This window comes from Mycobacterium sp. ITM-2016-00316 (assembly GCF_002968335.2).
In the GTDB taxonomy this organism is placed as follows: domain Bacteria; phylum Actinomycetota; class Actinomycetes; order Mycobacteriales; family Mycobacteriaceae; genus Mycobacterium.
Genome location: NZ_CP134398.1, coordinates 4,826,875 through 4,848,309, shown reverse-complemented (window position 1 = coordinate 4,848,309; position 21,435 = coordinate 4,826,875). Strand labels below are relative to the sequence as shown.

The window sequence follows — 21,435 nt, the reverse complement described above, 5'->3', positions numbered from 1 at the left end:
GTTCCTTTACAGATCCGGGATGGGCAGGTCGAGGTTGGGGAAGGTGAGGCCGCCGTCGACCTCGAGGGTCTTGCCGGTCAGATAGCTGCCGGCCGGGGAAGCCAGATACACGGCGGCCGCGGCGATATCGCTCGGATCGCCGAGGCGGCGCATCGGGGTGGCCTTCTCCATCGGGTCGCGCAGCGCGTCATTGGAGGCCACGATGTCCAGCGCCGAGGTGAGGATCGAGCCCGGCGCGATCGCGTTCACCCGGATGCGCGGGCAGAGATCCAGCGCGGACAGCCGGGTGTAGTGCGCGAGCGCACCCTTGGCGGTGCCGTATGCCGCGAACGCACGGCCGGAGAGCCGGCCCATCGTCGAGGTGATGTTGATGATCGACCCGCCGCCGGAGTGCTCCAGCATCAGTGGCACGGCGGCGACGGTCAGCGCGTGGGCGGTGCCGACGTTGAACGTGAACGCGTCCTTCATGTCCTTCGTCGATGTGGTCAACAGCGGTCCGGGCATGGTGCCGCCGACATTGTTGACGACGATGTCTAGTTTCCCGAACGCCTCGACGGCCTCGGCGGCCAGGGTCGCGGTGGACTCCGGGTGCGCGAGGTCGGCGACCACCACATGGGCCCGTCTGCCGACCGCGGCCACCTGTGCGGCGACCTCCTCCAATTGCGACCGGGTGCGGGCCGCGATCACCACATCTGCACCGGCTTCGGCGAAGGCGACGGCGATCGCGGCACCCAGTCCGCGGCCGGCTCCGGTGACCACGGCCACCTGATCGTCGAGCCGGAATTTGTCCAGGATCATGCTGGCCTCATTTCTGTTCTCGGCGTCACCGTAACAAGAGTCCGCGGCCGACCGGGCAGATTTCTGTAACACGTTCTAATTTGGCGCCGGCTGACATTTCTCTGTTCTTCGGTGGAGTCCGGCGCTAGGCTTGTTGCATGCCCGTGTCCGCCGAGCGTCGCGCTCGGAAGTCCTCACGAATATCTGCCTGACCCATCCCTGCTGCTGACCGCGTCGTCTGACGCGCTCAGCTCGGCGTGTGCATCCACAGTCTTACTTCATCTGTTGGGCGACCAACGTTCCTGCTGCAGAACGCCTTTTGCTCCGATAGCTCAGTCGGTGAGAGCGGGACCCTTATAAGGTCCAGGGCGAGGGTTCAAGTCCCTCTCGGAGTACGTGTTCCACCAATACCGCTGTGGCTCAAGGGCTCAGAGTGGCCGCGGGTGCCTGAAAGGAGGTAGGCCCCGCCGCTAATTTTCGTACCTGTTCTCAGCCTTGGCGACGGCGCCTCCGGGAAACTGAACACAGGTAGTCACCGCTACTTCTTGGCGGCGGCCTTCTTCGCGGGAGCCTTTTTTGCGGGGGCTTTCTTGGCGGCAGCCTTTTTGGCCGGCGCCTTCTTCGCCGCAGCTTTCTTGGGCTCGGCCTTCTCGGCGTCGTCCTTGCCGGACGAACCGGACCCGCGGGCCTTCACGCTGGCCTCCAGCTTGGCCAGTAGATCCGACACGTCCTCGGTGGACTCGTCCAGATCGGTGGGCTGCTCCTCGACGGTGAACGCCTCGCCACCTTCCAGTTTCGCCTGCACCAGTTCGTGCAGTTGTTCCTGGTAGTCGTCGCGGAACTGGTCGGGCTTGAAATCGTCGGTCATCGATTCGACCACCTGCCCGGCCATCTTCAGCTCGGCGGGCTTGATGTCGACGTCCTTGTCCAGCGAGGGGAAGTCCGGATCGCGGATCTCGTCGGGCCACAGCAGCGTGTGGATCACCATGACGTCGCGCTTGCTGAAATCCTTGACCCGCAGCGCCGCCAGCCGGGTCTTGTTGCGCAGCGCGAAATGCACGATCGCCACCCGGTCCGTCTCGGCCAGCGTCTTGGCCAGCAGCACATACGATTTCGTGGACTTGGAGTCCGGCTCCAGGAAATAGCTCTTGTCGTACATCATCGGATCGAGCTGATCGGCCGGCACGAACTCGACGACCTCGATCTCGCGGCTGCGCTCCTCGGGCAGGGTGGCGATGTCCTCATCGGTGATGATCACCGTCTGCCCGTCATCGGAGTCGTAGGCGCGGGCGATGTCGCGGTACTCGACCACCTCGCCGCACACCTCGCAGGTCCGCTTGTAGCGGATGCGTCCGTTGTCCTTGGCGTGCACCTGGTGGAACTTGATGTCGTGGTCCTCGGTCGCGCTGTAGACCTTGACCGGCACGTTGACCAGACCGAAGGAGACCGAGCCCTTCCAGATTGATCGCATAGGCAACGGTAACAGCGGGTATTACGTTTACGTGGTGGAGCGCGACGGCCGGGTCAAACTGACCAATCCCGACAAAGTGCTCTATCCCGCTACCGGAACGACCAAGGCCGAGGTATTCGACTATTACCTGGCGATCGCCGACGCCATGATCCCGCATATCGCCGGGCGTCCGGTCACCCGCAAACGCTGGCCCAACGGCGTCGGGCAGCCGGAGTTCTTCGAGAAGCAACTGGCGTCGTCCGCCCCGGATTGGCTGCGCCGGGGTTCGGTGACGCACCGGTCGGGAACAACCACCTACCCGATCATCGACACCCGCGAGGGGTTGGCCTGGATCGCCCAACAAGCGTCACTCGAGGTGCACGTCCCGCAGTGGCGCTTCGATGACGACGGGCATCCCGGACCGGCCACCCGCATCGTGTTCGATCTCGACCCCGGCGAGGACGTGACGTTTCGGCAACTGTGCGAGGTCGCCCACGAGGTACGCGGCTACGTCGAGGACATCGGCCTGACGGCCTACCCACTGACCAGCGGCAGCAAGGGCCTGCACCTCTATGTACCGCTGGCCGACCCGGTGAGTTCACAGGGCGCATCGGTCCTGGCCAAGCGGATCGCGGTCCAGCTGGAGAAGGCCATGCCCAAACAGGTCACCGCGACCATGACCAAGAGCCTGCGTGCCGGGAAGGTGTTCCTGGACTGGAGCCAGAACAGCGCCGCCAAGACCACCATCGCGCCCTACTCGATGCGCGGCCGGGAAGAACCGACGGTCGCGGCGCCGCGGACCTGGGAGGAGATCGAGGACCCCGATCTGCGCCATCTGCGTTTCGATGAGGTGCTGGCGCGGGTGGAGCGCGACGGTGATCTGCTCGAAGGACTCGACGAAAGTGCTCCGTTAGCAGACAAACTCACCACCTACCGCAGCATGCGTGACGCCGGCAAGACGCCCGAACCGGTGCCGCACACGACCTCGGCCACCGGGAACGACGACACCTTCGTCATCCAAGAACACCACGCGCGCCGGCTGCACTATGACTTCCGGCTGGAACGCAACGGGGTGCTGGTGTCCTGGGCCATCCCGAAGAACCTGCCCGAGACCACCTCGGTGAATCACCTCGCCGTGCACACCGAGGACCACCCGCTGGAGTACGCCACCTTCGAGGGGGCGATTCCCAAGGGCGAGTATGGCGGTGGTGAGGTCATCGTCTGGGATTCCGGCACCTACGAGACCGAGAAGTTCCGCGATCCCGGCGTGGACGGTGAGAACGTCGACGGTAAAAAGGGTGAGGTCATCGTCACGCTGCACGGCTCGAAGATCAAGGGCCGATACGCGTTGATCCAGACCGGGGGCAAGAACTGGCTGGCGCACCGGATGAAGGAGCAGCCGGTGAACACCGCCCAGGATCTGGCGCCGATGCTGGCCACCCATGGATCGGTGGAGAAGCTGACGCCGGCCGTGTGGGCGTTCGAGGGAAAGTGGGATGGCTACCGCCTGCTGGTCGACGCCGATCACGGCGATGTGGCGCTGCGCACCCGCAGCGGCCGCGATGTCACCGGCGAGTATCCACAACTGCGGGCGCTGGCCGCCGACCTGGCCGACCATCACGTGATCCTCGACGGTGAGGTGGTGGCCCTGGACTCCTCGGGTGTGCCGAGCTTCGGTGCCATGCAGAACCGGGCTTCGGGGAGCAACATCGAATTCTGGGCCTTCGACATCCTGCAGCTGGACGGGCGATCCCTGTTGCGGGCCAAGTACTCCGATCGGCGCAAGCTGCTCGAGACGCTGGCCCAGGGCGGCGGACTCATCGTGCCCGCGCAACTATCCGGCAGCGGAGCGGATGCGCTGAGGTACGCGCGTGAGCACGGGTACGAGGGGGTGGTGGCCAAGAAGCGGGACTCCACCTACCAGCCCGGCCGGCGGTCCCAGTCGTGGCTTAAACAGACGCTGTGGCACAACCAAGAGGTCGTGATCGGTGGGTGGCGCGCAGGAGAAGGCGGGCGCACCAGTGGGATCGGCGCGTTGGTCGTCGGTGTCCCCGATGACGACGGCCTGCGGTTCGCCGGCCGGGTCGGGACCGGCTTCACCGAGAAAATGCTCAAAGACCTGCGGGCGATACTGAAAACGCTGGAGACCGACGAATCCCCGTTCACCAAAAGGCTTTCCGGGCCCGACGCGAAGGGCGTGACCTTCGTGCGCCCGGAGTTGGTGGGGGAAGTGCGATTCAACAATCGGACCGCGGACGGCCGGTTGCGCCACCCCAGTTGGCGGGGGTTACGCCCGGACAAGTCGCCGGATGAGGTGGTGTGGGAGTGGTGACCTCCAAACATTGTGTGCACGTCGGCATTCCGTACTGGATCGCCGCCAGCGGCGAATCGTCTGGGCCAGCCGTTCGCCACCGGCTCCGTGTGGGGTCCCAGATCAGCGAGGACACCGTCAACCCGTAGGCGGTGATTTCCGCGTACGGACCGGCGATTGGGCCACCGTACGCGAATCGCGCCGCGACCCAAGGCGTCGGCCAACGGTGTTGCGGATCGCGGGAACGGCTGGCTCGGTGCATCGTCACGCCGGGCGGACCTTCGCCTCGATCGCGAGCGTTGCCCGGCACTCATCAGGGTTCCGGCGCGAGGTACTGGCACGAGAAGATTCGACTGACTACACGTCATTGACATGGAGTCAAGCGAATCGTACAGTTCGAAGGTCCTTGGGCGAGGGCGGTGCCGTGACTGCACTACCCGGTGTCGGGCCGCCTGTCGTCAAGCCGTCAGGCCGCACAGCGATCGGCAACGGCCGCACCACTTCGAAGGAGAGCAAATGACCACCGTTGACGCGACCGAGACTGCCGAAGACGTACTCAACCGGGTGGGAGTTTTGCAGCCGTTGATCCGCGAGCATTCGGCGCAGAACGAGCGCGATCGCAAGGTGTCCGGCGAAGTCATTGCTGCGTTGCGGGACGCTGGTGCGTTCCGACTCGCTGCGCCACGTCGGTTCGGAGGGCTCGAAGCCGGACTGCGTGCGATGCTCGACCTGTCGGCCATCATTGCCGAGGCGGACGGCGGAACAGCCTGGGTGACAACGCTTTCCAACATCAACGCGTGGTCCACGTGCCTCTATGACGAGGCTACCGTCGCCGAGATCTACGCCGGTGGTCCCGACACCATCCTCTCGGGCGTTGTCTCACCTGGCGGGACGGCACGCAAGGTGGACGGCGGTTACCTGATCACCGGTCAGTGGCCGTATTCCTCGGCGAGCCTGCACGCCGACTGGGTGTCCGCAGGCGTGTGGGAGGTCGACGAGGATGGCGACGAGATCGACCAGTCCATGGCCGTCATGCCGATTTCCGACGTCCAGATCAAGGACACCTGGTACGTCGCCGGCATGCGTGCATCGGGGAGCAACACCATCGTCGCCGACGAGGTCTTCGTGCCCGAACACCGACTCAGCTCGATGCTGCCGGTCGCTTCGGGTGGCTACCTGGAGCAATATCCCGACAACCCCTTTTACCGGGCGGCGTTCGCGCCCATGCTCGTCATGGTGCTCGTCGGACCACAGCTCGGACTGGGGCGGGCCGCGCTGGAGATCGCGGTGACCAAGGCGTCGGGCAAGGCGCTGGCCTACACCAACATCGAACGGCAGGCCGATTCGGTGGCCTTTCAGCTGCTGGTGGCCGACGCAGCGACGAAGATCGACACTGCCCATCTGCATGCCTACCGCGCCGCCGACGACGTCGAGCGCTACGCCCAGCAGGGCGTTTATCCGGACTTCGCGGCGCGTGCACGGATGCGCGCAGACTCCGCGGTAGCGTTGACGAGTATCAATTCCGCGGTCAACACCCTGCTGAATGCCTGTGGCGCAGGCAGTTTCGCAGAAGTGAACCCCATGCAGCGCATCTGGCGCGACTCCAACGTCGGTCAACGGCACGCGGTGATGCTTCCCCAAGTCTCGATGGAGACCTACGGCAAGGCGCTGCTGGGCAAGACCGACCACATCACCGCCATCCTCTGATGCGGCCCGTCATTCGACCGCAGGAAGGTCGCAACGATGCCTGAGATCACCACCTCGCGAGAGATCGACGCACCGCTGGCCCACGTGTGGGCCGTGGTGTCCAACCCGCACCGTTTCGCGGACTGGAACACCTTGCATCAGAGGTGGGCCGAAGAACCGCCCGCCACCCTGTCCGAGGGCGTCCGTGTCGTCGACGTCGTCAAGATCAAGGGCATCGTCGACACCATCGACTTCATCACCGAAGACTTCCAGGACCCCGGCTTTTTGGCCCTGTCAGGGAACGGCAGCACGGGGTCCTCGGTGGTGCTGGAGTTCACCGTGAGCGAGCAGACCGCCGAACGCTCGTTGGTGACCCTTCACATCGTCTTCACCAGCTCGGTGCTGTTCGGCCCGCTCGGCAAAGTGGTCGAGCGCGCCTTCCGCAAGGAGCTCAACGATTCACTGGAGAAACTCGCCAAAGTCGTCACCGGTGGGTAGAGACGAGGACCGGTGTCTCACGTCGGCGACCGTCACGGCGCGATGCTTCTGCGGCCGATGCCACCAGGTCGTCGCGACGGTGGCGCGGGTCGGTCACGTCGTCGACAAGGAACCATCGATTTCGTCCAACGCGCCCTCGACACCGATCGTGGGGTCGAGTCGCATCGCCTCGCGGACGATGGACGCCGTGAGCCGCACCATCCAGTCGACCATGTCGTCGAGGGGAAATGGCTCGTCGTTGTCCAGCCAGAAAATGGCGGCTTCGTCCATCGCGCTGACGGCGGCACGGCCCGCCATCCGCACGGCCGGGCGTCGCGGGTCGACACCGAACAACGCGGCGGTGGCCTCCACCGCTCGCCATCGAGCTGCCTCGAACACCTCCCACGCCACCGGGTCGGCGCCGCGGCCCCCGAGGATCAGGCGCAGGGCCAGTCCGCGATGAGTGGCCAGATATTGCAAGTGCGACTTGACCGCGTGGCGGATCTGTTCGACCGGCGCCAAATCGGGTTTGAAGACGAAGGCGATCTCCAGTTGCTCGGCGGCTCCACGCATCGCCTCCAGGTAGATCCCGCGCTTGCTGCCGAAGTAGTGGAAGAGCAGCCCGTGTGCGACTCCCGCGGCCTTGGCGATGTCACTGACCGCAACGTCGTCGTAGGTCTGTTCGGAGAAGATCTGCACGGCGGCCTTCACGATCCGCTTGCGGGTCTCTGCGGCTTGCCGGGCTCGCGCAGTGGGCTTCTTCGCCGTCGCCATGGCGCCCCCGTCGTCGGACATCCGGCCACCGCGAACCGATGGACGGCCCTCATCATAAGTCAATGACCGAAGGTCAACGTTGGGCGCCGCACCATGCGTGCAGGCGCATCACTCGACCGTCGTCACGGCGTCACCGACGCGCGGGAGATCGTGTGCAACGGATGCCTGCAGCATCCACTAGTCGGCGAATTGCGCTTGCGCCGTCACCGATTTCCCATCCCCGATTCGGACGGCCAGCACCTGCAGATCTACCATGCCGCACCTGGCAGCGACGCGGCCTCGAGACTCGCGCAGCTCGCGGTACGCTGACCCGCCGGGCGCCATCGGCGGGGCAGATTTCAGAAGAGCCTGGCCGGTGTACCGCGACCGTGCTGCCTCTTCTTCGTCTCTCGGAACTTTGTTGCCTCCTCCGGTGTGCGCGGGAAAGCGCCGTCATTCGCGCTGTCTCAACTCGCGACTGTGCGTGGACTGATGAACAGGTGGCTGGCGCGCCCGACAAAGCGCCACCGGCAGCGCGAGGCCTGGGTGTCGCGGTACCACGGCTGGTGGCGGCGGAACTCGAATTCGTTCGCAAGGAGCTACGTTGAGCGTTGTGCGGCTCGCCTAGGTGCCGTACAGATGCAGCGCCCGGGCCGCGGCCGTGGCAACCTCACCGCTGAGCCCCACGATCGGTGGGCCGCCGCGCTGGTGGATCACGTTCGCGAGCACGATCACGTAGGTGTCCGATCCGGGGTCGATCCACAACGTGGTGCCGGTGAAGCCGGTGTGGCCGAAGCTTCCGACGGGAAAGATCGTGCCGCGCGGCCTGGAATGCGCCGTGTCGATGTCCCAGCCCAAGCCCCGTAGGTCTTGCCAGGGGCCGGGTTGCTGCGGACTGGTCATCAGCTGAAGAGTCGACTGCGCCAGCGGGAATGTGCTCGGTCGGCCGGCGAGCCGGTCGAGCAGGGCCTGCGCGAACAGGCCGACATCGTGCGCGGTGGAGAACACCCCGGCAGCACCGGTGGCGCCGCCCATCCGGCGTGCCGTCGGATCGTGCACCGTGCCGCGCAGCAGACGGCCATGGTCAGGGTTGAGCCCCGGGGTGTCCTCATCGCGCGCCGTGGGCGCGACCCGGGTCAGGAGATCGGTACGCCATGACCCGGCCGGGCAGTCGGTCACGTCGGGTGCGCGCGGGTCGACGACGATCGCGTTGCCCCGAACCTCATGCGGCCCGCAGGCTTTCGACACCGGGAAGTAGTGGGTGTCGTTCATGCCCAGTGGCGTGAACACGTGGCTCTGCACATAGGTGTCGATGGATTGGCCGGTCAGTTTCTCGATGATGGCGCCCACCAGAATGAAGTTGATGTCCGAGTAGTGAAAGAGCGCACCGGGTTCGAACACCACCCAGGCGCCCAGGGCGCGGCGAAGGCCGTCGGCTTTGTCGGCCCGGTCCAGTCCCCACGGACCGTCCAGGCTGAGGTCGCCCGCGATGCCCGACGTATGGGTGAGCAGCATGCGCAGCGTCACCTGCTGCGCGCGGCGCGGGTCGTTGGCCGGGTTGAAGTCGGGCAGGTAGGTCTGCACGGGGTCGTCGAGGCGCACTCGGCCCTGTTCGTAGAGCTGCATGACGGCCGTCGCGGTGGCAATGCTCTTCGTCAGGGACGCCAGGTCGAAGATCGTGTCCTCGGTCATCGCCTCGGCGGGCGACGGTGACCCGTCCAGTCCCGGTTCGCCGGCGAGCTTGCGCTCGCCGAAAGCCAAGCGGAATACCACTTTTCCGGCGTGCCCGATCTGGACCACCGCACCGGGCAGCCGGTGTTGGGCAATCGCGTCGTTGATGAGCGCAGAGATCGTCGAGAACTCGGCAGCAGACACCGCGCCGGTCGTCGTGCCCGCCGCAGGCGGCGCGGTTGTCGAGGGTGTCGTCTCCGAGGGTGCGGCGACCGGCGGCGGCTGCGCCGGCTGTCCGCAGGCGGGCAGCGCAGCGACGGTCAGCAGGGCGGCCGCCGCGGCACCGAGCCGGGCAGCGCGCGATCGCGACGCCGTCACCCGATGACGGTATCCCGTTGCGCGGGCACTCCCGATGGGACCATTGCTGGCAGGCGGCGACGCCGCGTTCCCGGGATGACCAGTCCTTGCACTTCACCCATGCTTATGTCGAGGTCACGGTACTGTCGAGGATGATTTGCTGACCAGCACCACGAGCAGGGACTACGACGATGACGGCGCCGGGACCGAGTAGGTGGTTGCTCCGCGCCAACCACTACGAGTGGATCACCGACTACCTCGTCACCAGGCGCATGACCGGGGCGGTGCGGGTGGCCATGGCCATGGTCGCCGGGTCGCTGGCCCTGTGCCTGCTGGCGCTGCTGAACAGTGTCGACGGCCCCCGCGACGCCATTCCGGTCGCGATGATGTGGACGGCGTTCGCCGGCGGCGTCGCCGGCGCGGTGCTGTGGGCGCTGACATGGCCGACGCGCGGGCAGTCGCTGGCCTTTGCGTTGGTGTCGAACACGTCGGTGGCACTCGCGTGTCTGTCCTATCCGAACCCGCAGGGCGGTCTCACCGGCTGCATCGCCTTCGCGACCACCGCCGCCTATATCGCGTTCTTCCACGGCACGGTGCTGGTGCTGTACAACTTCGTGCTGGCGACCGTCGTTGCGCTGATCGTGGCGGTCCGCGTCGTCGACTCCGGTCACGTTGTGCTGGCACTGGTCGACATCTTCCTGGTGCTGCAGGTCAACATCGTCATGCCCTTCGCCATACATGTCCTCGTGCGCGCGCTCGGCGTCGATCTCGAACAGGCCGACCGGGATCCGCTGACCGGTCTCCTCAACCGGCGGGCGCTTCAGCAGCACATCGTGAAGATGCTGGCCGCCACCGACCGTGCTCATCTGGTGGTCGCGGTGGTGGACCTCGACGATTTCAAGCACATCAACGACACGTACGGGCATCAGGCCGGCGATGACGCCCTGGTGGCGGTCGGGCGCGCACTGGGCCACGCCGTCTTCGACACCACCGCGGTGATCGGACGGATCGGTGGTGAGGAGTTCGTCGTCGCTGCCGCCTGCCTGTCCGCCGACCCGACGCTGCTGTCCCGCCGTATCTGCAAGGCGATCGCCGATCTCCCGGTGCCCGTCACGGCGAGTGTCGGGACGTCGTCGGCAGAGGTCCGCACCTTGGCGGGCGACGAGACGACCCTGCGCGCGAAAATCGAGCACCTCGTGATGGCCGCCGATGAGGCGATGTACACCGCGAAGCGGGCCGGCGGCAACAGATTTCGCCATGCCAGCTGACCCGACTACCGGGTGATCTCCCGCAGCACGTCGAGTGCCCGCCGGATCGCGGGTGAGGCGGCGTCGCTCAGGTGCGCTGCCACCAGGTCGACTCCCAGCGTTGCCGGCCGCAGCGGGCGGTAACTGACGCCGACGACATCAAGGTCGGCGGTGGGGGCGGGTACCACCGCAACCCCGAGGCCCGCCGCGACCAGCGTGACCAGGGTCGAGGTCTCGGAGACCTCATGCCGGATTCGGGGAGCGAACCCGGCATCCGCGCATACCGCGGCGAGCACGCCGCCCATCACCGAACGCCCGTGTCCGGCATGGGCGATGAAGTCCTGGCCGCGCAGGTCGGCGATGTCGAGCTCATCACGCCGGGCCAGCGGATGCCCGGCCGGCAGCGCGGCGATGAGTGCGTCGTGCCGCAGCGTGACGCACCGGAAGCCGGCATCCGGGACCGGCGGCCGCATCAACCCGATGTCGATATCTCCGGAGCGCAGGGCGTCCAGCTGCGCGGGTGCCAGCATCTCACCGCGGATGCTGATCTCCAGATGCGGGAGCGCCTCACGCATGGCGCGGACCAGTCGCGGCAGCACCGAGTACGTCGCCGATCCCACGCAACCGATGGTGAGGTGGCCCTCCACGCCGTCGGCCACCCGGCGCGCCTGCTGCCCGGCGTCGTCCACTGCGTCCAGGATCGCGACGACTCGCTTCAGGTATGCCGCGCCGGCCGCCGTCAGGTCCACCCGGCGGGTACTCCTGGACAGCAGGGCGACGCCGAGTTCTCGCTCCAGCTGCCGGATCTGCTGGGACAGCGGTGGTTGCGCCATGTGCAGCCGCTCCGCGGCCCTGCCAAAGTGCAGTTCCTCGGCGACCGCCTGGAAATAACGCAGGTGGCGCAGCTCCACCATTAAGACCTCCTGCATATCACTAGGTGCCATTTAAGTATTTCAGAATATCTCTGGTGCCGCCTACGGTCGAGGAATGACCGACATCGTGATCTGCAATCCACTGCGCACCCCGGTGGGACGCATGGGCGGTGCGCTGTCGGCGCTGACGGCCGCCGACCTGGCCACCCGCACCCTGCGTGCACTCGTCGATCGGACCGGACTCGGTGAGGGAGACGTCGATGATGTCGTGCTCGGGCACGGTTATCCGAGCGGCGAGGCGCCGGCCATCGGCCGCATCGCGGCACTGGATGCCGGCCTCGGCACCGGGGTTCCCGGTCTGCAGATCGACCGGCGTTGCGGCTCCGGCCTGCAGGCCGTGCTGTACGCCGCCGGTCAGGTGGCCGCCGGCGCGGCGAGCGTGGTCATCGCCGGTGGCGCCGAGTCGATGTCCAATGTCGAGCATTACGCGTTGGGGTTGCGCACCGGGGTGCGCCAAGGCGCAGTGGCGCTGCTGGACCGGTTGGACCGGGCCCGCGAAACTGCCGGTGGCGCCGGCCATCCCATTGCCGGTGGAATGATCGAGACCGCGGAGAATCTGCGCCGCCACTACGGCATCACCCGTGCGGATCAGGATGAGCTGGCGGTGCGCTCTCACCAGCGGGCGATCACCGCCCATGAGCGAGGCCATTTCGCCGACGAGCTGGTGCCGTTGACGATCGCCGGCACGCGCGGCCGGCCCGATGTCACCGTCGACCGCGACGAACACCCGCGCGCCGATGTCGACGTCGAGAAGCTTGCCGGGCTGCGCGCCGTGCGCACCAAGATCGACGCCGACTCGACGGTCACCGCGGGTAACGCGTCGGGCCAAAACGACGGCGCCGCACTGTGTGTCGTGACCACCGCCGCCGACGCCGAGCGGCTGGGGCTGACCCCGATGTTGGCGCTGCGGTCCTGGGCGGTGACGGGGTGCAGCCCGGAGGCCATGGGCATCGGGCCGGTGGCCGCGACGGCCGCCGCACTGAAACGCGCGGGTCTCACCCTCGACGAGATCGACCTGATCGAACTCAACGAGGCGTTCGCCGCCCAGGTGCTGGCGGTGCTGGCCGAGTGGAAGGTCGATCCGCTCGATGAGCGATTGAACCCGAACGGGTCCGGGATCTCCCTGGGCCATCCGGTCGGCGCGACCGGCGCACGCATCCTGGCCACCACCGCCCATGAAGCACGCAGACGCGGCGCCCGCACTGTGCTGGAGACCATGTGCATCGGCGGCGGTCAGGGTCTGGCCGCGGTCTTCGAGGCCCGATGAGCGCCGTCGAGGTTCATACCGTCGTCTCGGGCCGTACCGACGCCCCGGCGGTCGTGCTGTCCAACTCACTGGGCTCGACGCACCGCATGTGGGACGCCCAGCTCGCCGACCTGGAGCGGCATTTCCGGGTGGTGCGCTATGACACCCGCGGCCACGGCGGATCACCGGTGCCCGAAGGGCCTTATACGATCGACGATTTGGCCGATGACCTGGTGGCGCTGCTCGATCGGCTCGACATCGCCAAGGCCCATCTGGTCGGTCTGTCGCTCGGCGGGATGACGGTGATGCGGGTGGCGATCCGCAACCCGGAACGGGTGCAGCGGCTGGCGCTGCTGTGCACCGGAGCGCAGCTGCCCCCGGCCTCGGCGTGGACCGACCGTGCCGCGATGGTTCGCGCCCAGGGCAGCGCGGCGGTGGCCGCCGCCGTCGTGCAGCGCTGGTTCACCCCGGCATACCTCGATGCGAACCCCGGCGTGCGCAATGAGTATGAGCAGATGATCGCGGCCACGCCGGCCGAAGGCTACGCGGCGTGCTGCGCGGCCATCGCCGAACTCGATCTGCGCGAACAGCTTTCCACCATCACCGCGCCGACCCTCGCCATCGCCGGTGCAGACGACCCCGCGACACCGCCGGCCAAGCTGGCGGAGATCGTCGCCCGGATCCCCGGGTCGCGACTGCTGACCGTGCCGCAGGCCGCGCACCTGGCCAACGCCGAGCAGCCTGCCATCATCACCCCCGCGCTCATCGAACACCTGGAGCAGCAATGACATTGAACAAGCTCGTGGACTCGCCGGCAGAAGCGGTGGCCGACATCCCGCACGGCGCCAGCCTGGCGGTCGGCGGATTCGGACTGGCCGGCATTCCCTGGTTCCTGATCGATGCGCTGCTCGCGCAGGGCGCCGGCGACCTGACGATCGTCAGCAACAACTGCGGCGTCGACGGCGCCGGCCTGGGCCTGCTGCTGGAGGCGCACCGCATCACCCGCGTGATCGCCTCCTACGTCGGGGAGAACAAGGAGTTCGCCCGGCAGTACCTGTCCGGTGAGCTGACCGTCGAACTGACTCCGCAGGGCACCCTCGCCGAGCGGATGCGAGCCGGTGGCAGCGGAATCGGGGCGTTCTTCACCCCGACCGGAGTTGGCACCCTGGTCGCCGACGGCGGCCTGCCCTGGCGCTATCACCCCGACGGCAGCGTGGCGCTGGCCTCGCCCCCGAAGGAGGTTCGCACCTTCGGCGGCCGGCAGATGCTGCTCGAAGAGTCGATCGTCACCGACTACGCGCTGATCCGTGCCGCGGTCGCGGACAAGGCCGGCAACTGCGTATTCCACGCTGCGGCACGAAATTTCAATCCTCCCGCCGCCATGGCGGGACGTCTCACGGTGGTCGAGGCCGAACGGGTGGTCGAGGTTGGCGAACTGCATCCCGACGAGGTGCACCTGCCGGGCATCTTCGTCCAGCGCGTCGTCGCACTCACCCCGGAACAGGCCGCCCGCAAGGGAATCGAGAAGCGCACCACCCGCCCGAGGCCAACAGATCAGGAGATTTCGTCATGAGCTGGACCCGCGACCAGATGGCCGGCCGCGCGGCGGGGGAACTGCGCGACGGTGACTACGTCAATCTCGGGATCGGTCTGCCCACCCTGATCCCCGACCATCTGCCCGAGGGATCCGACGTCACCCTGCACGCCGAGAACGGCATCCTGGGCGTCGGGCCCTTCCCCTATGACGACGAGGTGGATCCGGATCTGGTCAACGCGGGCAAGCAGACCGTGTCGGTGGTGGACGGTGCGTCCTACTTCGACTCGGCCACCAGTTTCGCGATGATCCGCGGCGGCCACGTCGATGTCGCGGTCCTGGGTGGTATGCAGGTCGCGGCCAACGGCGACCTGGCCAACTGGATGGTTCCGGGATCCATGGTCAAGGGCATGGGTGGTGCGATGGATCTCGTCAGCGGCGCCGAACGCGTCATCGTGCTGATGGACCACACCGCCAAATCCGGTGCGGCCAAACTGGTTCTGCACTGCGATCTGCCCTTGACCGGCAAGGCGGTGGTCAGCCGGGTCATCACCGAGCTGGGGGTTTTCGATGTGACCGGCACCGGGTTCGCGGTGGTCGAACTCGCCGACGGGGTCGATCTCGACGAGGTGACCGCGCGCACCGGGGCCCCGGTGACCGTGGCAGCTGTGCCGCGCTGATCCGGCCTCAGCTGTGCCGGTTGGCCCAGCCGTCGTCGTTGTGCGCCAACACGAGTAGCTCGCGGTCCCAGGCGCGGTGGCGAGAGCGGTCCAGTCCGCGGCGGACGAGGTACGCCACGAGCGCGCAGCACGTCACGATGCTGATCCAGAAGGACACCGCGGCGGCCGTGGCGGTCAGTGCGGCATCGTCGGCGCGCAGCGGCGCCGACACCACCTTCCCACTGTCGTCCACCCAGACCGTCATGTGATCACCGGGCCGGATCGTCGCGGGGCTGACGACCGACTCCGTGCGCATCTGAGTGCCTTCGCGCCACTGCGCACGCACATAGGCAGGCGTGTCGAGTTCGGTGGGCGCACCTATGCCCGCCACCACGACAGCCTGCACAGAGTGCCGGCTCTCGGCCTGTTGCTCCGCGGTACGCAGGCTGGCGTCGTGCACCAGGGTTCCCGCGGAAACCGCGACGGGAATCGCGAAGAGACCGGCGACCAGCACGCCGAGCACCGCGAGCGCTTCCAGCCGGTCAACGGTGCGGACCAGCGGATGGAAGCCGAGCGCACGCAGGTACCAGCGAAGGCGTCCAGCTAACCGTGCATACATTGCCACCAGCGTGACACCGGCGGTGACGGTCTGCAAAGCCAGACGGGTGCTGGGCGATGGATATCACACCGCGTGCGGCGCATGCATTTCACGCGTTGGCGATGGCCTCTGCCAGCCCACGGGTCGCCAGCACATCGGCCAGCTCATTGTCGGCGACGCCGGAATGACCCTTCACCCAGAACCACTCGACCTGATGTCGCGCGCACGCGGCCTGTAAACGCTGCCAGAGATCCACGTTTTTCACCGGTTGCTTTGCGGCGGTGAGCCATCCGTTGCGCTCCCAGCCGAGCACCCACTTGGTGATGCCGTTTCGGACGTAGGTGCTGTCGGTGTACAGGTGCACCAGCACCGGCCGGGTCAGTGCTTCCAGCGCCATGATCGGCGCGGTGAGTTCCATCCGGTTGTTGCTCGTGTCGCCGGGCTCGCCACCGCACATCTCGCGGACATGATGGCGCTGGCGCAGCACCGCACCCCATCCGCCGGGACCGGGATTCGGACGGCACCCGCCGTCGGTGTGGATCACCACCGGGTCGTCGGTCATGTGCTGAGAATAGGTGCCGAGAGCATTGCGGTCCGTACCGACATACCGAACTCCTGATGATGCACCGTGGTGATCCGGCGGCCGGGCTGCACCGCATCCTTGACCCGCGTGGTTCGGCCGGCGAAGTACGCTGCCGTCTCGTCGATATCGGTGACGGTGTAGGTGATGCCCCAGAGCGTGGATGGACCCTGGCCGACGGTGTCCGGTGAGCCGACGGCCTCGATGATCACCGCACCGAAGCGGAAGAAGATCTGCCGGATGGGCCGGCCGCCCAGTTCACCCAGCCGTTCCCGGCGCGGCAGTAGCCCGATCGCACCCAGCGCTGTGACTGTGCGGTCGAGGTCGGGGGACAGCAGCACGATGTGGTCGACGCCGGTGACACCGTTGGCGTGTTCGGCGGGCGCCCCCGGAGCCGCCTGGGATGCGGCCGTGGGAATGCCGTCCAGGTCATCCACATCGGCCCCGCCCAGCGACCAGGCGATGATGCCGGCGCCCGCCTCGCGTCCCACCAGTCGGATGCGGACACCACCCACCCGGCAGACGTCGTCGGCGTCGATGCTGAACCCCGCTGCGGCCCAAGCTTCGGGCGGGTCGGCGACCAGGATTTCGTCGACGGTGACGGTCATGGCCCCGAGACTACGGCGCGAGCCGTCTCACAGAACCAGCGGCTACGTTCGAGAGGTGGCCCAACACGCTGTCATCTCAGGCGCCGGTATCGGCGGACCCGCCCTCGCCCATCAGCTCGCGTCCCGCGGTTGGCGGACCACCGTCATCGAGCGGTATCCCGAGCGCCGCGACGAGGGCCAGAACGTCGACATCCGCGGCGCCGCCCGCGAGGTCGTCCGGCGGATGGGCATCGACGCCGACGTGCGTGCGGCCAACACCACCGAGGTCGGGATGCGTTTCGTGCGGGACGACGGTGCGACGGCGGCCGCGTTCCCCGTTTCGCCGGGAACCGACGGGCCCACTGCGGAACTGGAGATCCTGCGCGGCGAACTGTCCCGCATCCTGATCGAGCACGCCGACTCGACCGACTTCCGGTTCGGCACCCGGATCGCCGATGTCGTCGATCACGGCGAGCGCGTCACTGTCACGTTAGACGACGGCGACATCATCGACGCCGACCTCGTCGTGATCGCCGAAGGGCTGTATTCGCGGACGCGGCGCTTCGTCGCGGCCACCGAGGTCAACGACCTCGGTATGTACATCGCGTACGCGACCATTCCCCGCCGCGACGATGACGACAACTGGTGGATCTGGCAGCACGCGACCGAGTCCCGCTCGGTGCACCTGCGGCCGGACAATCTCGGCACCACCCGCGCCATGCTCAGCTTCATCTCCGATGTGCGCGGTCTGGATGACTTGGGCCGCGAGGACCTGAACGCCATCCTGCGACGGACGTTCGATGATCTGGGCGACGTCACGGCCCGCATCCTCGATGAATTGGATGCCGGTGCGCCGATGTACTTCTCGTCGGTGGGGCAGATGAGCAGCCCGGCGTGGAGTAAGGGCCGCGTCGCGCTGCTCGGGGATGCAGCGCACTGCAACGCGACCTTCGGTGGCGCCGGAACCAGTCTGGCGCTCATCGGCGCGTACATCCTGGCCGGTGAACTCGGCTCCGGTGATGATGTGCTCGGGGCGCTGGCTCGCTATGAACGGCTGATGAAGCCCTTCATCGATGCGGCACCCCTCATCCGGCCGAGGATGCTGCGGCTGATGAACCCGCGTACCCGCAGCGGTATCCGGGTGCTGCACGCGGCGGCCGGCGTGGTCGCGGGCCCGGTCGGCAGAGTCCTGTCCTCGGCGGCGTCAGTGGCAGGCAAGCTCCCCATCAATCTCTCCGCCGGCGACCCGGAGCTGCCCAGCTACCGGTAGGCCGACAGGCTGCCGACGAAAAGATCGAGCAGATTCTCGAAGGTGGCGGCGCAGTCGGGGGTCTGCCCGATACCCACCTGTTCGATGGTGACGGCGCCATGAATGGCGCCCCAGACGATCTGCGCAGCCTCGGCCGAATCCGGTTGAGAGGAAGGTGTTCTCATGGCCTTGATCAACCCCGTCAGGGTGTCGAACACCGCCCGCCCGGTCGCCGCCACCGCCGACGATTGATCCTGTAGCGGGCTGTCCGCTCCGAAGATCAGTGAGTAGCGCGCCGGGTGCCGCAACGCGAAGTCCCGGTAATTGCGGCACGCCGTGCGGAACCGCTCGCGGGGCTCGACCTCCCCGGCCACGTCGATCGCATCGGCGAGCCCCTCAAGGGCGCGCATCGCCAGCGCGACCACGAGACCTTCTTTGTGCTCGAATCTGTTGTAGACGCTCATGGGGGAGACCGCCGCCTCGTGCGCGACGGCGCGCACAGTCACTCCGGCAGTGCCGTCGCGATCCAGCACGGTCTCGGCCGCGTTGAGTAGCGCGGCCGAGACCTGTTGGCTGGCGGTGCGTTTTCGTGAGCTCATGCCGCCCGGGTGACCTGTCGTTGCGCCAACCAATCCAGGGAGACGTCGGCGACATCGCGCCAGCCGTGGTCGATGGTCAGCGAGTGGCCGCGACCCTCGAACTCGTGGAAATCGGTGATGGCGCCGGACTTCTCGTACAACCGGTGCGCGGCCCTGGTGCTCACCAACGGCACCGTGTGGTCTGCGGTGCCGCCGGTGATCAGCAGCGGTCCGCGCGCGCTGTTGCCGGTATCGATCTTGGCCGGCGAATTGCCGGCGAAGTTCGCGGTAGCGGCCTCGAAGAGCGGCTTGCCGGGTGAAGGGATGGCCCACCGCCGCCACAGCGCGTCGGATTCCTCGTGTGGCAGGGCATTGCCGAATCCGTAGCGCCACTGAGCTTCGGTCAGTCCTTTGGCGCGTCCCTTGTTGAGCGGGTTGCCGAGGACGGGGAAGGCCGAACGCAGTTGCGCGAGCGGTAGCGGCTTGACGCCCTTGATGGGGGCGGGATCGATCGCGACCGCTGCGGCGGCCTTGTTCTGGCCCAACAGCTTCTGTGCGATGAGTCCGCCGAACGAATGCCCGATCACCACCGGCGGGGTGTCGAACTGTGCGAGATATTGCGCGAAGTACTCGGTGAGTTCGTCGATTCCGTTGCCGGCCTGGTCGGCGGCATGGAGCCGGGTTTGCTCGGGGGTGGCGTGCTCGCCGGGCCACGCCGGGGCGAAGGCCCGATGGCCCCGCGTCTCGAAGTGTTCGATCCAGGGTTGCCAAGCGGTGTGCGCGACCCAGAGTCCGTGGATGAAGACGACGTTTGTCATGTCATTCCTCTCTCGTGTGACCATCTCATAGAACAACGTTCCATAATTGTGTTGGGTGTAACCAGGCGTGGCTGCGGTTTATTTCCGGCCGGCCTCGCGAGTGAATGGCCGGGTTATCCACAATCCCGAATTCGTCCACAGGCTGGGGTTTCGGCGGTGGCGGCACGTCTCGGATCCGGCAATACTCGAATGCATGTTCGAGGAACGGTTGGCGGAAGTGGGTGCTGCCAGGACCCCCGCTGCGCGGGTCCGCGCCTACGCGCGGCTGGAGAACGCCGCCTGTGCGGCCCGGTTGTCGTCCATGGCCGACATGCTCGCGGCCGCGTACGCCGCGGCGGGCTCGGCAGAGCGTGAGCAGTGGAGGTTCGACAACTGGTCGGCGGTGTGTGCGCAGATCGGCGCGAGCCATGGCATCACCAGTGGAGTGGCCTCGGGGCTGCTGATGGACGCGGTGGCGCTGGCCGAACGGCTGCCGAAGCTGCGCGCGCTGTTCGCCGCCGGCGCGCTGTCCTACAAGACGGTGCACATCATCTGCACCCGCACCCTGCTGGTCAAGGATCCCGATGCGCGGCGCACCATCGACACCGCACTGTCCATCGAGTTCGCTTCCGGCGCCGCGATGTCGGTGGATCAGATCGAGAAGGCCGTCGACACTGTGGTTCTGACCCACGATCCGCTCGCGGTGCGCCGCTCCGAGGCCACCGCGCACGGGCACCGGGCCGACGTATGTGTCGACGACGCCTCGGGGACCGCGCATCTGAACGCCTCCCTGTCGGTCACCGACGGCATGGCCGTCGACAAGCGGGCCGATGCGTTGGCCCGCACGGTGTGCGATCACGACCCCCGCTCGTGGGATATGCGACGCGCTGCGGCGCTCGGAGCGATGGGTTTCGGCTGGGATCGGCTGCCGTGTCTGTGTGAACGCGCGGACTGCGAGGCCGCGGCCAAGCCGCCCGCCGGTGGGGTGGTGATCTACGTGATCGCCCGCCAGGATGCCGTCGGCGCCGCGCCTGAGGCCCCCGCCGAGGACCCGGGGCCGGGTGACGGTAGCGGCGGCGGTGTCGCACCCGCCGGCCGGCCGGCCGAAGCTGAGCCCGAGTCCGAGCCCGAGTCCGAGCCCGAGCCCGAGCCCGAGCCCGGGCCGGACCCAGAATCGGAGACGCCACCGGTCGGCGACCTGACGGCACAGCGCCGGGCGCTGACCGCCAGACGCAGGCCGCTGTTCGCCAAACCGTGGTACCTGCATACCTGGCCCGAGCTGATCTCCGGCCTGCGCGGGGACTGCGGTGAGTTCTGCCCGGTGGCCCCCGGGGTGATCGTGGGCGGACCGGTCGTGCCCGCCCCGGTGATCGCCCAGGTTGCGCTGCACGCCACGCTGCGTCCCCTGATTCACCCCGGCCAATCCCCGCCGGAATCGGGGTACCGGCCATCGACGGCGCTGGCGGGATTCGTGCGCTGCCGCGACCGCACCTGCCGATTCCCCGGCTGTACCCGCACCGTCACCGATATCGATCACACGATCCCGTACCCGTTCGGGCCGACCGCAGCCTCGAACCTGACCTGCCTGTGCCGCGAGCACCACCTGGGCAAGACGTTCTGGGCGGGCTGGCGTAGCCGCCAGTTCGCCGACGGCACCCTGGAATGGACCGACCCGGACGGCGGCACACACATCACCAGGCCGGGAAGTCGGGCGCTGTTCCCCGAGCTCTGCGCACCGACGGCCGCGGTCCAGATCGTCGGGGCGCCGCCACGGAAGCACACCGAGGGGTTGACCATGCCGCGGCGCGAGCGCACCCGGGCCGAGGACCGCGCCACACGCATCGACGACGAACGGCAATCCCACATCGGGTGGGTGCAACGGTATCGGCGCGAGTTGGTCGCACCGTTCTGACCGGCAGCGTGAACGACATGCCGCGGCGTGCCGG

Annotated in this window: 21 protein-coding genes and 1 tRNA gene; 12 read left to right on the top strand and 10 right to left on the bottom strand. The window is 67.5% G+C overall.

The window, feature by feature from the left end; all coding sequences use genetic code 11:
- Positions 1 to 6: 6 nt before the first annotated feature.
- Positions 7 to 798, bottom strand: coding sequence for an SDR family oxidoreductase (locus C6A86_RS23315; RefSeq protein ID WP_105363741.1), 792 nt, complete (start codon positions 796 to 798; stop codon positions 7 to 9).
- A gap of 300 nt (positions 799 to 1,098) precedes the next feature.
- On the opposite strand from C6A86_RS23315, the gene C6A86_RS23310 reads away from it, so the two are divergent.
- A tRNA-Ile gene (locus C6A86_RS23310) sits at positions 1,099 to 1,172 on the top strand.
- A 143-nt stretch (positions 1,173 to 1,315) separates the two neighbouring features.
- Here C6A86_RS23310 and C6A86_RS23305 read toward each other — a convergent pair.
- A complete protein-coding gene (locus C6A86_RS23305) occupies positions 1,316 to 2,248 on the bottom strand; it encodes a Ku protein (protein ID WP_105363742.1) in 933 nt (310 codons plus the stop codon).
- Positions 2,249 to 2,279: 31 nt separating this feature from the next.
- Between C6A86_RS23305 and C6A86_RS23300 the strand changes: the two genes are divergently transcribed.
- From C6A86_RS23300 to C6A86_RS23290, 3 genes are all read left to right on the top strand, one after another.
- Positions 2,280 to 4,559, top strand: coding sequence for an ATP-dependent DNA ligase (locus C6A86_RS23300; RefSeq protein WP_105363743.1), 2,280 nt, complete (start codon positions 2,280 to 2,282; stop codon positions 4,557 to 4,559).
- Positions 4,560 to 5,054: 495 nt separating this feature from the next.
- On the top strand, positions 5,055 to 6,245 hold the full coding sequence (locus tag C6A86_RS23295) for an oxidoreductase (RefSeq protein WP_105363744.1): 1,191 nt from the start codon (positions 5,055 to 5,057) through the stop codon (positions 6,243 to 6,245).
- 36 nt (positions 6,246 to 6,281) lie between these two features.
- On the top strand, positions 6,282 to 6,722 hold the full coding sequence (locus C6A86_RS23290) for an SRPBCC family protein (RefSeq protein WP_105363745.1): 441 nt from the start codon (positions 6,282 to 6,284) through the stop codon (positions 6,720 to 6,722).
- Positions 6,723 to 6,815: 93 nt separating this feature from the next.
- Here the strand turns inward: C6A86_RS23290 and C6A86_RS23285 are convergent, their stop codons facing one another.
- Complete coding sequence (locus tag C6A86_RS23285; RefSeq protein ID WP_105363746.1) at positions 6,816 to 7,496, bottom strand: TetR/AcrR family transcriptional regulator; 681 nt, start codon at positions 7,494 to 7,496, stop codon at positions 6,816 to 6,818.
- Between the two features lie 72 nt (positions 7,497 to 7,568).
- On the opposite strand from C6A86_RS23285, the gene C6A86_RS23280 reads away from it, so the two are divergent.
- Complete coding sequence (locus tag C6A86_RS23280) at positions 7,569 to 7,784, top strand: hypothetical protein (protein WP_158263271.1); 216 nt, start codon at positions 7,569 to 7,571, stop codon at positions 7,782 to 7,784.
- A gap of 294 nt (positions 7,785 to 8,078) precedes the next feature.
- On the opposite strand, the gene C6A86_RS23275 is transcribed toward C6A86_RS23280, so the two are convergent.
- A complete protein-coding gene (locus C6A86_RS23275; RefSeq protein WP_105363747.1) occupies positions 8,079 to 9,503 on the bottom strand; it encodes a serine hydrolase in 1,425 nt (474 codons plus the stop codon).
- Positions 9,504 to 9,673: 170 nt separating this feature from the next.
- Here C6A86_RS23275 and C6A86_RS23270 point away from each other — a divergent pair, with 170 nt between their 5' ends.
- The gene (locus C6A86_RS23270) at positions 9,674 to 10,750 is read left to right on the top strand and encodes a GGDEF domain-containing protein (RefSeq protein WP_105363748.1); all 1,077 of its coding nucleotides are present in this window, start codon (positions 9,674 to 9,676) and stop codon (positions 10,748 to 10,750) included.
- A 5-nt stretch (positions 10,751 to 10,755) separates the two neighbouring features.
- Here C6A86_RS23270 and C6A86_RS23265 read toward each other — a convergent pair whose 3' ends face one another.
- Positions 10,756 to 11,640, bottom strand: a complete 885-nt coding sequence (locus C6A86_RS23265; RefSeq protein ID WP_105363758.1) for a LysR substrate-binding domain-containing protein — start codon at positions 11,638 to 11,640, stop codon at positions 10,756 to 10,758.
- 76 nt (positions 11,641 to 11,716) lie between these two features.
- Between C6A86_RS23265 and C6A86_RS23260 the strand changes: the two genes are divergently transcribed.
- From C6A86_RS23260 to C6A86_RS23245, 4 genes are read left to right on the top strand one after another with little or no spacing between them, the layout of a single operon-like run.
- Complete coding sequence (locus C6A86_RS23260) at positions 11,717 to 12,928, top strand: acetyl-CoA C-acetyltransferase (RefSeq protein WP_105363749.1); 1,212 nt, start codon at positions 11,717 to 11,719, stop codon at positions 12,926 to 12,928.
- Positions 12,925 to 13,695 (top strand): 3-oxoadipate enol-lactonase, encoded by a 771-nt coding sequence (gene pcaD, locus C6A86_RS23255; protein WP_105363750.1) that lies wholly within the window; start codon positions 12,925 to 12,927, stop codon positions 13,693 to 13,695. The genes C6A86_RS23260 and pcaD overlap by 4 nt, the downstream gene beginning before the upstream one ends.
- Positions 13,692 to 14,480, top strand: a complete 789-nt coding sequence (locus C6A86_RS23250; RefSeq protein ID WP_105363751.1) for a CoA transferase subunit A — start codon at positions 13,692 to 13,694, stop codon at positions 14,478 to 14,480. The genes pcaD and C6A86_RS23250 overlap by 4 nt, the downstream gene beginning before the upstream one ends.
- The gene (locus C6A86_RS23245) at positions 14,477 to 15,121 is read left to right on the top strand and encodes a 3-oxoacid CoA-transferase subunit B (protein WP_105363752.1); all 645 of its coding nucleotides are present in this window, start codon (positions 14,477 to 14,479) and stop codon (positions 15,119 to 15,121) included. The genes C6A86_RS23250 and C6A86_RS23245 overlap by 4 nt, the downstream gene beginning before the upstream one ends.
- Positions 15,122 to 15,128: 7 nt before the next feature.
- Here the strand turns inward: C6A86_RS23245 and C6A86_RS23240 are convergent, their stop codons facing one another.
- The 3 genes from C6A86_RS23240 to C6A86_RS23230 are packed head-to-tail and all read right to left on the bottom strand — an operon-like array spanning position 15,129 to position 16,886.
- Positions 15,129 to 15,755 (bottom strand): hypothetical protein, encoded by a 627-nt coding sequence (locus C6A86_RS23240; RefSeq protein ID WP_105363753.1) that lies wholly within the window; start codon positions 15,753 to 15,755, stop codon positions 15,129 to 15,131.
- 52 nt (positions 15,756 to 15,807) lie between these two features.
- Complete coding sequence (rnhA, locus tag C6A86_RS23235) at positions 15,808 to 16,260, bottom strand: ribonuclease HI (protein WP_105363754.1); 453 nt, start codon at positions 16,258 to 16,260, stop codon at positions 15,808 to 15,810.
- Positions 16,257 to 16,886 (bottom strand): glyoxalase, encoded by a 630-nt coding sequence (locus C6A86_RS23230; RefSeq protein WP_105363755.1) that lies wholly within the window; start codon positions 16,884 to 16,886, stop codon positions 16,257 to 16,259. The genes rnhA and C6A86_RS23230 overlap by 4 nt, the downstream gene beginning before the upstream one ends.
- Before the next feature lie 55 nt (positions 16,887 to 16,941).
- On the opposite strand from C6A86_RS23230, the gene C6A86_RS23225 reads away from it, so the two are divergent.
- Complete coding sequence (locus C6A86_RS23225; RefSeq protein WP_233213035.1) at positions 16,942 to 18,135, top strand: FAD-dependent monooxygenase; 1,194 nt, start codon at positions 16,942 to 16,944, stop codon at positions 18,133 to 18,135.
- Here the strand turns inward: C6A86_RS23225 and C6A86_RS23220 are convergent.
- Together C6A86_RS23220 and C6A86_RS23215 are read right to left on the bottom strand one after the other, a co-directional pair.
- Positions 18,126 to 18,713 carry a TetR/AcrR family transcriptional regulator gene (locus C6A86_RS23220; RefSeq protein ID WP_105363756.1) on the bottom strand — a complete coding sequence of 196 codons (588 nt, stop codon included), beginning with the start codon at positions 18,711 to 18,713 and terminating at the stop codon, positions 18,126 to 18,128. The two genes, C6A86_RS23225 and C6A86_RS23220, sit on opposite strands and share 10 nt — an antisense overlap.
- Positions 18,710 to 19,510 carry an alpha/beta hydrolase gene (locus tag C6A86_RS23215; protein WP_105363757.1) on the bottom strand — a complete coding sequence of 267 codons (801 nt, stop codon included), beginning with the start codon at positions 19,508 to 19,510 and terminating at the stop codon, positions 18,710 to 18,712. Before C6A86_RS23215 ends, C6A86_RS23220 begins: the two co-directional genes overlap by 4 nt.
- A gap of 193 nt (positions 19,511 to 19,703) precedes the next feature.
- Here C6A86_RS23215 and C6A86_RS23210 point away from each other — a divergent pair, with 193 nt between their 5' ends.
- Positions 19,704 to 21,401 (top strand): DUF222 domain-containing protein, encoded by a 1,698-nt coding sequence (locus C6A86_RS23210; RefSeq protein ID WP_311100887.1) that lies wholly within the window; start codon positions 19,704 to 19,706, stop codon positions 21,399 to 21,401.
- The last annotated feature ends 34 nt before the right edge of the window (positions 21,402 to 21,435 follow it).

Excerpts from the sequence above, each read along its gene's own strand:
- C6A86_RS23315 (WP_105363741.1), bottom strand. The coding sequence starts at position 798 with ATGATCCTGGACAAATTCCGGCTCGACGATCAGGTGGCCGTGGTCACC.
- C6A86_RS23305 (WP_105363742.1), bottom strand. The coding sequence starts at position 2,248 with ATGCGATCAATCTGGAAGGGCTCGGTCTCCTTCGGTCTGGTCAACGTG.
- C6A86_RS23295 (WP_105363744.1), top strand. The coding sequence starts at position 5,055 with ATGACCACCGTTGACGCGACCGAGACTGCCGAAGACGTACTCAACCGG.
- C6A86_RS23290 (WP_105363745.1), top strand. The coding sequence starts at position 6,282 with ATGCCTGAGATCACCACCTCGCGAGAGATCGACGCACCGCTGGCCCAC.
- C6A86_RS23285 (WP_105363746.1), bottom strand. The coding sequence starts at position 7,496 with ATGTCCGACGACGGGGGCGCCATGGCGACGGCGAAGAAGCCCACTGCG.
- C6A86_RS23280 (WP_158263271.1), top strand. The coding sequence starts at position 7,569 with ATGCGTGCAGGCGCATCACTCGACCGTCGTCACGGCGTCACCGACGCG.
- C6A86_RS23270 (WP_105363748.1), top strand. The coding sequence starts at position 9,674 with ATGACGGCGCCGGGACCGAGTAGGTGGTTGCTCCGCGCCAACCACTAC.
- C6A86_RS23260 (WP_105363749.1), top strand. The coding sequence starts at position 11,717 with ATGACCGACATCGTGATCTGCAATCCACTGCGCACCCCGGTGGGACGC.
- pcaD (WP_105363750.1), top strand. The coding sequence starts at position 12,925 with ATGAGCGCCGTCGAGGTTCATACCGTCGTCTCGGGCCGTACCGACGCC.
- C6A86_RS23250 (WP_105363751.1), top strand. The coding sequence starts at position 13,692 with ATGACATTGAACAAGCTCGTGGACTCGCCGGCAGAAGCGGTGGCCGAC.
- C6A86_RS23245 (WP_105363752.1), top strand. The coding sequence starts at position 14,477 with ATGAGCTGGACCCGCGACCAGATGGCCGGCCGCGCGGCGGGGGAACTG.
- rnhA (WP_105363754.1), bottom strand. The coding sequence starts at position 16,260 with ATGACCGACGACCCGGTGGTGATCCACACCGACGGCGGGTGCCGTCCG.
- C6A86_RS23230 (WP_105363755.1), bottom strand. The coding sequence starts at position 16,886 with ATGACCGTCACCGTCGACGAAATCCTGGTCGCCGACCCGCCCGAAGCT.
- C6A86_RS23220 (WP_105363756.1), bottom strand. The coding sequence starts at position 18,713 with ATGAGCTCACGAAAACGCACCGCCAGCCAACAGGTCTCGGCCGCGCTA.
- C6A86_RS23215 (WP_105363757.1), bottom strand. The coding sequence starts at position 19,510 with ATGACAAACGTCGTCTTCATCCACGGACTCTGGGTCGCGCACACCGCT.
- C6A86_RS23210 (WP_311100887.1), top strand. The coding sequence starts at position 19,704 with ATGTTCGAGGAACGGTTGGCGGAAGTGGGTGCTGCCAGGACCCCCGCT.